Below are 8,320 nucleotides of genomic sequence, written 5' to 3'. Positions count from 1 at the left end.
GGGGCGCGGCGGGGGTGGCGGGGGGGGGGGGCCGGCGCGGGGGCGGGTGGGGCCGCGGCCCCGGCCCGGGTCGGTTCGAGAGTGCTGCTCATGCGGCGGCTGCTACTGGCCGTCGGCCTTCGCCTGGATGGACTTCAGCAGCTCCTCCGGCTTGGCGCCCTGGCCGAGCTGGCCGATCTGGCTCTGGATGGCGCCCTGCGCGGCCGACCAGTTCGGGTTCGTCGACGGGTAGAACTTCGCATCCGGCAGCAGGTCGAGGAACGGCTTGATGGTCTCGTCGGAGCCCATCGCCTCCGCACCGGACTTCGTGGTCGGGAGGAAGCCCTCCGCGGTGACCCACTTCGTGTAGACGTCCTTCGAGTAGAAGTAGTCGAGGAACTTCTTGATCGCGTCGGTCTTGTCGGTCTTGTTCTTGAACGCCATCAGGTGGTCGGCGACGCCGAGGGTGAACGACGAGCCGTCCTTCGTCGGGATCGGCGCAATGCCGTACTTCAGGCCGGGGTTCTTGTCCTTGATCTGGCCGACGATCGGCGGGAGGCCGACCTGCATGCCGAGCTGGCCCTGGATGAACACGTTCATCAGCGGGGTCCGGTTGGTGGAGCCGGGGTTGGCCTCCGTGAAGCCCTGCTCGATGATCTTCTGCATCTCGGTCGCGCCCTCGACGTTCTCGGGGCTGTCGATCGTCAGCTTCTTCTCGTCGCCGTAGCCGCCACCTGCTCCGTAGAACCAGATCGCGGTCTCGGCCTGAGCCTCCTCGCTGCCGAGCGGCATGCCGTAGGGCGTGACCCCGGCGGCCTTGAGCTTCGCGGCGTCGGCCTCGAAGTCCGCCCACGTCTTCGGCGGCTCGGAGATGCCGGCCTCCGCGAAGGAGTCCTTGTTGTAGAACAGGGCGCGGGCGGAGGCGATGAACGGCAGACCGTACTGCGTGCCGTCGATGCTCGCGTTGTCCTTGAACGCGTCCTGGAAGTCGTCGAGCGTCTTCGACGAGACGATGTCCTTCGCGGGGTAGAGCAGATCGTCGGCGGCGAAGCCGGCGAACGCGTCGATGTTCAGGATGTCGGGCTGCTTGCCCGCCTGGATGCGCGTCTTGATCACGTTGTTGATGTCGGTCCAGGACTCGACGTCGAGGTTCACCTTCGTGCCGCTGTTGGCGGCCTCGTAGTCCTTGATGATCTGCTCCCACTCCGCCTTGGTGTTGTCGGAGTAGCTGGCGACCATGAGGTCGAGGGTCTGTGCGCCGCCGGACGAGCCGCCGGAGCTCCCGCCGCCGAAGCCGCAGGAGGCGAGCGTCATGGTGGCGGCGGCCGCGGTCGCGACCGCGGCTCCCCACCGCAGGGACTTCTTCATCGACTTTCCTCACTCTTGGATGGCGCGCCCGTCGTCGGAAGAGGCCTGCGCGACGGTGCGTCAGTCTGTGATGTTTCGTGATTGTTTCGCGTTCGAACAATCACTTGCACTCATTGGATGATCGAAATCATTGCGCGTTGCGGCTCCGCGCGTCAAGCACTGAAACGCCGCGCCCACGTAGCCCTTGGCGGTGCCGGGCGCCGTGGTCACCTTCGAGGAGGTCGAGCCGCCCTTGGCGTCCGCGCTCGGCGCGGAGCAGGCGGTCAGGGCGGTCAGCGCGATGCCGGCCGCGGCCACGGTGGTCAGGAGGCGGCGCCGGATGGTCGGGCGCTCGGATGCGAGAGTCATGGTGCTCCTAGGCTTTCTGGGGTCTGGTATTCCTGATACTAAACCTGACACCTGAGAATCGCACCTAAAGAGGAGTGACTTCCTTTCGACGCTCGAAGATGCTCACTGGACAGCGCATTCGATCATCCGCGATCATTGTCTCGAGGGCGGGCCTCCCCGTCGCCAGGTCAGCGCCACCGAAGGAGTCCGCCGTGAAGCACGCAGCGCCGCCAGGAGCCCACATGGAGGCGGAGCTGCGATCGCAGCCGGAGACCTGGGCGCGCGCGGCCGAGCTGCGCGACGAGCAGTCGCGGCTGCCCGCCGCCGGGGAGCGGATCGCGGTGGTCGGCTGCGGCACCTCCTGGTTCATGGCGCAGTCGTACGCGGCGCTGCGCGAGGCTGCCGGCGCCGGGGCCACCGACGCGTACGCCGCCTCCGAGGCGTTCGAAGCGTTCGACGCCTTCGCAGCGCGCGATTACGACGCCGTCGTGACGCTGACGCGCTCCGGCACCACCACCGAGGCGCTGGACCTGCTCGACCGCCTCCGTTCCTCCGGCGTCCGGGCGAAGACGGTCGGCATCGTCGGCGACCCCGCCACGCCCGTGGTCGATCTCGTGGACGACGCGGTCCTCCTGCCCTTCGCCGACGAGCGGTCGGTGGTGCAGACCCGGTTCGCGACCACGACGCTGGCGCTCGTGCGGGCCTCCCTCGGCCACGACCTCGGCCCCGCGATCGACCAGGCCGCCGCCGCGCTGGACGAGGAGCTGCCCGGCGAGCTCGTCCCGGCCGGCCAGTACGCGTTCCTCGGCACGGGCTGGACCGTCGGGCTGGCGCACGAGGCGGCGCTCAAGATGCGCGAGGCGTCCCAGTCCTGGACCGAGTCGTATCCGGCCAAGGAGTACCGCCACGGACCGATCGCGATCGCCGCGCCCGGTCGCGTCACGTGGATGCTCGGCTCCTCCCCCGACGGCCTGGCCGCGGAGGTCGCTGCGACGGGCGCGCACTTCGAGGACCGCCCTCTCGACGGCATGGCCGACCTCGTCCGGGCCCAGCGCGTCGCGCTCGAACGCGCGCGCCGGGCCGGCCTCGATCCCGACCGGCCCCGCAACCTGACCCGCTCGGTCATCCTCGGCTCGTGACCGCTGCATCCGCCCCCGCCTCCGCCCCGTCCGCCGCGCCGCTCGGACCCGGTGAGCCGGTGCTCGCCATCGACGTCGGCGGCACCGACATGAAGGCGGCCCTCATCGACGACGCCGGACGCCTCGTCGAGGTGCTGCGCCGCCCGACCCCGCACGACGGCGAGCGCACCGGAGACGCCGTCGTGGAGGCCGTGGCCCGGCTGGCCGACGGGTTCCGCGAGCGGCATCCCGCTGCGGTCCCGGCCGCCGCAGGGCTCCTGGTTCCCGGACATGTCGACGACGAGGCGGGCATCGGCGTCTTCGCCGAGAATCTCGGCTGGCGCGACTTCCCGTTCCGCGACCGCGCCGAGGCGGCCCTCCGGCTCCCCGTGTCGTTCAGTCACGACGTGCGCGGCGCCGGCGAGGCCGAGCACCGGCTGGGGGCCGCCGCGCCGTTCCGCGACGTCGTCGTGATGGCGATCGGGACGGGCATCGCCGGGGCGGTCTTCGTCGACGGCACTCTGTACACCGGCGGCGGCATGGCCGGCGAGATGGGGCACTCCCGCGTCGCCGACGGCCCTCCCTGCGCGTGCGGCGGCGTCGGCTGCCTGGAGGCGGTCGCCTCGGCCGCCGCGATCGCCCGCCGCTACAACGCGCGCACCGGTGGCGCCGTTCCCGGCGCGCGCGAGGTACTGGAGCGGGCCCAGGCGGGCGACCCGGACGCGCGCGCGGTGTGGGACAGCGCCCTGGACGCGCTCGCGCTCGACCTCTCGCACACCGTGGCGCTGCTCGCCCCGGAGGCGATCGTCATCGGCGGCGGCCTGTCGCAGGCCGGGGACGCGCTGTTCGGGCCGCTCCGGGAGCGCCTCGACGCCATCCTGACCTTCCATCGGCGGCCCCTCGTGCTGCCGGCGAGCATCGGCGCCGACGCGGGGTTGATCGGTGCTGCCCTGCGGGCGCGCGACCTCCTCGCCGCGCGGTCCGTCCCCGCGCCGGACGGCGTCGTGAGCGAGGCGGCATCGTGATCCTGACCGTGACGCCGAACCCGGCGATCGACCTGACGTACAGCGTTCCCGCGCTGCAGGCCGGCGAGACGCACCGCGTCGCTCCGCCGGCCGTCCGCGCGGGCGGGAAGGGGCTCAACGTCGCCCGTGTGCTCCGGCAGACTGGCCGGGCCGGCTTCGCCCTGACCACCGCGGGCGGTGCGCCCGGCCTGCGGCTGGCCGCCGATCTGGAGCGCAGCGGCGTCCCGAACGAGCTCGTGCCCGTCGCGGCGCCGACCCGCTCGAGCATCGCCATCGTCGACGAGGCCGGCGGCGAGACCACCATCCTCAACGAGACCGGAGGAGCGCTGACCGCCGCCGAGTGGACGGCGCTGCACGATGCCGTCGAGCGCCTCGCGGTGCCGGCGACCTGCGTGGTCGGCTCGGGCAGCCTCCCTCCCGACGCGCCTGACGCTTTCTACGCCCGGCTGGTCGCGGTCGCCTCCGGTCGCGGCCTGCCGAGCGTGATGGACGCGACGGGCCCGGCGCTGCTGCTCGCCGCGGAGGCCGGTCCGACGGTGCTCAAGCCCAACCGCCGCGAGCTGGCCGAGACCACCGGCGAGGACGACCCGGTGGCCGGCGCCTCCCGGCTGCTGGACGCGGGAGCCTCCCTCGTCCTGGTCAGCCTCGGCGCGGAGGGGATGCTGGCGGTCCGCGCGGGTGCAGAGCCGCTGCACGCGCGGCTGGACCGCGCGCTCTCCGGCAACGCGACCGGCGCCGGCGACGCGGCGGTCGCGGCGGTCGCCTCCTGCCTCGCCGACGGCACCGACGACCCGGCGGTGCTGCTGCGCCGGGCCGTCGCCTGGTCCGCAGCGGCCGTCGTCGCGCCGCTCGCCGGCGAGCTCGACCCCGCCTACCTCGACTACGAGGACCGCGTCGTCCTCGGCTGACCGCCTTCCACCATCCACCCGAACCCACGGAGCACCGATGCCTCTCGTCCCCACCCTCGAGCTGCTGCAGGCGGCCGCCGCACGGCGTACCGGCCTGGCAGCGTTCAACGTGATCCTGCTCGAGACCGCGGAGGCCCTGGTCGGCGCCGCCGAGCGCACCGGCCGGCCGGTGGTGCTGCAGATCTCGCAGAACTGCGTGCGCTACCACGGCGGTCTCGAGCCCGTCGCGCGAGCGGCACTGGCCCTCGCCGCGGACTCCCCGGCGCACGTCGCCGTGCACCTCGACCACGCGGAGGACGCCGATCTGGCCCTCCACGCCGTCGACCTGGGCTTCGGCTCGGTGATGTACGACGGCTCCCGGCTCGGCTACGAGGAGAACGTGGAGGCCACCGTGCGGGTCGTCGAGTACGCCCACGCCCGCGACGTGGCCGTCGAGGCCGAGCTCGGCGAGATCGGTGGCAAGGACGGCGCCCACGCGCCGGGTGTGCGCACCGATCCGGATCAGGCGCGCCGGTTCGCGACCGAGACCGGCGTTGATGCACTGGCGGTGGCGGTCGGCAGCTCGCACGCGATGATCGAGCGCACCGCGGAGCTGGACCTGTCGCTGGTGGAGCTGCTGCGCCGCGAGGTGCCGGTCCCCCTCGTGTTGCACGGGTCGAGCGGGGTCGCGGATGAGACGATCGAGGCGGCGATCCGCTCCGGGATCACCAAGGTCAATGTCTCCACCCACCTCAACCGGTACTTCACGGACGCCGTGCGCGCGCACCTGGCGGCCCACCCGGACACCGTGGACCCGCGCGTGTATGTGCGGGAGGGGCGGGCGGCGGTGACCGAGGAGGCGGCGCGCCTGATGACCTTGTTCGACGTGGCCGCCCGCGCGGCGAGCGGAACGGAGACCACACAGCCATGAACCGAGCGGAGCGTCTCAACGCCGTCCTCGATCTGCTGGCCGAGTCCGGCCAGATCGAGGTCGACGAGATCGTCGCCAAGCTGGACGTGTCGGCCGCGACGGCGCGGCGCGACCTCGACGCCCTCGCCTCCCAGCAGCTGCTGACCCGCACCCGCGGAGGCGCCGTCGGCCAGTCGGTCGCGTACGACCTCCCGATCCGGTACAAGCGCGAGCAGCACGCGCCGGAGAAGCTGCGGATCGCGCAGGCGGCGAGCGCGCTCGTGCCCCGAGGCTCTGTGGTGGGACTCTGCGGCGGCACGACGAGCACCGCGGTCGCGAACGTGCTCGGCGCGCGGCCGGACCTCATGGAGCCCTCGCCGCACCCGACCCTGACCGTGGTGACCAACGCGATCAACATCGCCGCCCAGCTGGTGATGCGTCCGCAGATCAAGACCGTGATGACCGGCGGCGTCGTGCACGCGCGCTCCTACGAGCTGGTCGGGCCGTACAGCGACGTCGTGCTCGAGAAGGTCACGATGGACATCGCCTTCATCGGCGTCAACGGCATCGACCCGCTGGTCGGGGCGACGGTGCACGACGAGGGCGAGGCGAGCGTGAACTCGCTGATGGCGCGGCGCGCGACGCGCGCGGTGGTGGTCGCCGACTCCAGCAAGATCGGCCGCAAGGCGTTCGCGACGCTCGGCGGCCCGAAGGTGCTGACGACGCTCATCACTGACGACGGCATCACCGCGGAGCAGCGCGCGGCGTTCGTGGAGCACGGCTTCGAGGTGATCGTCGCGTGACGGCCCCGCAGGTGATCCACTCCGCGCGCCTGGTCGATCAAGGGCGCGTCCTCGACGACGCGTGGGTGCGATTCGACGGTGACCGCGTGGCCGCGGTCGGCACGGGGAATGCCTGGCGGGAGGATGTGGCCGGGGGCGTGGACGCGACCGACGCGCGCGGCGCGTGGCTCACTCCCGGCTTCATCGACCTGCACTGCCACGGCGGCGCGACGGCCAGCTTCGACGACGGGACGGAGGCCATCCGGACCGCCGCCGACCTCCACCAGCGCCACGGGACGACGCGCGTCGTGGTCTCGCTGGTGACCGCCCCCGTCGCGGACCTGGCCGAGCGTGTGCGCAGGGTCGCGGAGCTCGCCGCGAGAGACCCGCGCATCCTGGGCTCGCACCTGGAAGGACCGTTCCTCGACGTCGGCCACAAGGGCGCCCACGATCCGGCACTGCTACGACCGGCGACGCGCGACGACATCGACCTCCTGCTGGCGGCCGGCGCCGGGACCCTCCGCCAGATCACGCTCGCGCCGGAGCTCCCCGGCGGGATGGCGGCGGTGCGCGCGTTCAGCGCGGCGGGGGTCGCGGTCGCCGTCGGGCACACCGCGGCGACGTACGAGCAGGCGCGGGAGGCGTTCGACGCCGGGGCCGGCATCCTGACGCATGCCTTCAACGGCATGGACGGCATCCACCACCGCGCGCCGGGTCCGGTCGCGGCGGCGACCCGCACGCCGGGCGTGACGTTGGAGATCATCAATGACGGCGTCCACGTGCATCCGGAGGTGGTGCGCATGGCCTTCGCCGCGGCGCCCGGCCGGGTGGCCATGATCACGGACGCGATGGCGGCCGCGGGCGCCGACGACGGCGACTACCTGCTCGGAGCGCTGGAGGTGCAGGTGCGCGACGGCGTCGCCCGCCTGGCTCAGGGCGGCTCGATCGCCGGATCCACGCTGACCCTCGACGAGGCGCTCCGCCGCGCGGTGACGGAGGTCGGACTGAGCGTGGAGGACGCCGTGCGCGCCCTCACGGAGACGCCGGCGGCCGCCCTCGGACGCTCCGGCGACCTCGGCCGCCTCTCCCCCGGCTACGCCGCCGACGCGGTGCTGCTGGACGACGACCTCCGCGTGCTCCGCGTGTGGACGGCGGGCGCCGCGACGCAGCCCTGACGCGCGCAACCGAGCACCCGCCGAGTACGCGGACTCTCTGCGTAGTCGCCGGTTTCCGGCGGAATTCGCGCGTACTCGACGGTCAGCGGCTGAGGGGGGTGCGGGGGCGGGTCATCCGGCCCACGATCACGACCAGGACGATCGAGACCGCAAGCAGGCCGATGTAGCAGACCGGCAGCAGCATCAGGCCGCCCGCGTCGAAGATCAGGGCGCCGAGCAGCGCGCCGCCGCCGATGCCGATGTTGAACGACGTCGTGTAGAGGGCGCTCGCGGTGTCGCGGAATCCCGCCGACGACGTGTGCAGCAGCCGCGTCTGCAGGAGCGGCGGCAGCGCACCGAACGCCAGGCCCCACAGCACGAACGCGATCAGCGCCAGCACGATCTGCCCCGCCAGCACGGCGAGCGCCGCCACCGCGACGCCCGTCACCGCGAGGGCGAGCAGGAGGCCGAACTGCGGCCGCGGCCCGAGCACGGAGCCGGCGAGCACCAGGCCGCCCGCGCCCGCGATGCCGTAGATGAAGAGCAGCGCACCGACGTTGCCGGCGGGCACCCCCATCGGCCCCGTGAGGAACGGCACGACGAACGTGTAGAACGTGTAGTGCCCGATCATCGTGACGGCGGCGACGAGGCAGACCATGATCACAGCCGGGATGGTGCGGTGGGGGGGGGGGGGGCCGGCGGCGCGCCGCCGCGGGGGGGGGGGGGGGGCGCCCAGCCACCCCCCCCGCCCCCCCCCCACACCCCCCCGC

9 protein-coding genes are annotated in these 8,320 nt (G+C 73.1%); 6 read left to right on the top strand and 3 right to left on the bottom strand.

Translation table 11 applies throughout. The annotated features are described in order from the left end of the window. Nucleotides 1-102: 102 nt before the first annotated feature. Together ACR9ZG_RS16770 and ACR9ZG_RS16765 are read right to left on the bottom strand one after the other, a co-directional pair. A complete protein-coding gene (locus ACR9ZG_RS16770) occupies nucleotides 103-1,347 on the bottom strand; it encodes an extracellular solute-binding protein (protein WP_481285985.1) in 1,245 nt (414 codons plus the stop codon). Between the two features lie 60 nt (nucleotides 1,348-1,407). Next, complete coding sequence (locus tag ACR9ZG_RS16765; protein WP_481285984.1) at nucleotides 1,408-1,695, bottom strand: hypothetical protein; 288 nt, start codon at nucleotides 1,693-1,695, stop codon at nucleotides 1,408-1,410. A gap of 221 nt (nucleotides 1,696-1,916) precedes the next feature. Here ACR9ZG_RS16765 and ACR9ZG_RS16760 point away from each other — a divergent pair, with 221 nt between their 5' ends. The 6 genes from ACR9ZG_RS16760 to nagA are packed head-to-tail and all read left to right on the top strand — an operon-like array spanning nucleotide 1,917 to nucleotide 7,571. Then, on the top strand, nucleotides 1,917-2,813 hold the full coding sequence (locus ACR9ZG_RS16760; RefSeq protein ID WP_481285988.1) for an SIS domain-containing protein: 897 nt from the start codon (nucleotides 1,917-1,919) through the stop codon (nucleotides 2,811-2,813). Between the two features lie 59 nt (nucleotides 2,814-2,872). After that, nucleotides 2,873-3,817: an ROK family protein gene (locus ACR9ZG_RS16755; protein ID WP_481285987.1), complete on the top strand. Its 945-nt coding sequence runs from the start codon at nucleotides 2,873-2,875 to the stop codon at nucleotides 3,815-3,817. Continuing rightward, nucleotides 3,814-4,725 carry a 1-phosphofructokinase family hexose kinase gene (locus ACR9ZG_RS16750; RefSeq protein ID WP_481285983.1) on the top strand — a complete coding sequence of 304 codons (912 nt, stop codon included), beginning with the start codon at nucleotides 3,814-3,816 and terminating at the stop codon, nucleotides 4,723-4,725. Before ACR9ZG_RS16755 ends, ACR9ZG_RS16750 begins: the two co-directional genes overlap by 4 nt. A gap of 37 nt (nucleotides 4,726-4,762) precedes the next feature. Beyond that, nucleotides 4,763-5,635 carry a class II fructose-bisphosphate aldolase gene (locus ACR9ZG_RS16745; RefSeq protein WP_481285982.1) on the top strand — a complete coding sequence of 291 codons (873 nt, stop codon included), beginning with the start codon at nucleotides 4,763-4,765 and terminating at the stop codon, nucleotides 5,633-5,635. Continuing rightward, complete coding sequence (locus ACR9ZG_RS16740) at nucleotides 5,632-6,417, top strand: DeoR/GlpR family DNA-binding transcription regulator (RefSeq protein ID WP_481285981.1); 786 nt, start codon at nucleotides 5,632-5,634, stop codon at nucleotides 6,415-6,417. The genes ACR9ZG_RS16745 and ACR9ZG_RS16740 overlap by 4 nt, the downstream gene beginning before the upstream one ends. Next, a complete protein-coding gene (nagA, locus tag ACR9ZG_RS16735; RefSeq protein WP_481285980.1) occupies nucleotides 6,414-7,571 on the top strand; it encodes an N-acetylglucosamine-6-phosphate deacetylase in 1,158 nt (385 codons plus the stop codon). The genes ACR9ZG_RS16740 and nagA overlap by 4 nt, the downstream gene beginning before the upstream one ends. 82 nt (nucleotides 7,572-7,653) lie before the next feature. Here nagA and ACR9ZG_RS16730 read toward each other — a convergent pair whose 3' ends face one another. Next, nucleotides 7,654-8,208 (bottom strand): MFS transporter, encoded by a 555-nt coding sequence (locus ACR9ZG_RS16730; protein WP_481285986.1) that lies wholly within the window; start codon nucleotides 8,206-8,208, stop codon nucleotides 7,654-7,656. Between the last annotated feature and the right edge of the window lie 112 nt (nucleotides 8,209-8,320).

This window comes from Leifsonia sp. KNZ12-8B (assembly GCF_056755495.1).
Note: the sequence above shows the minus strand (reverse complement) of the source record. Positions and strands in the feature narration are given on the sequence as shown.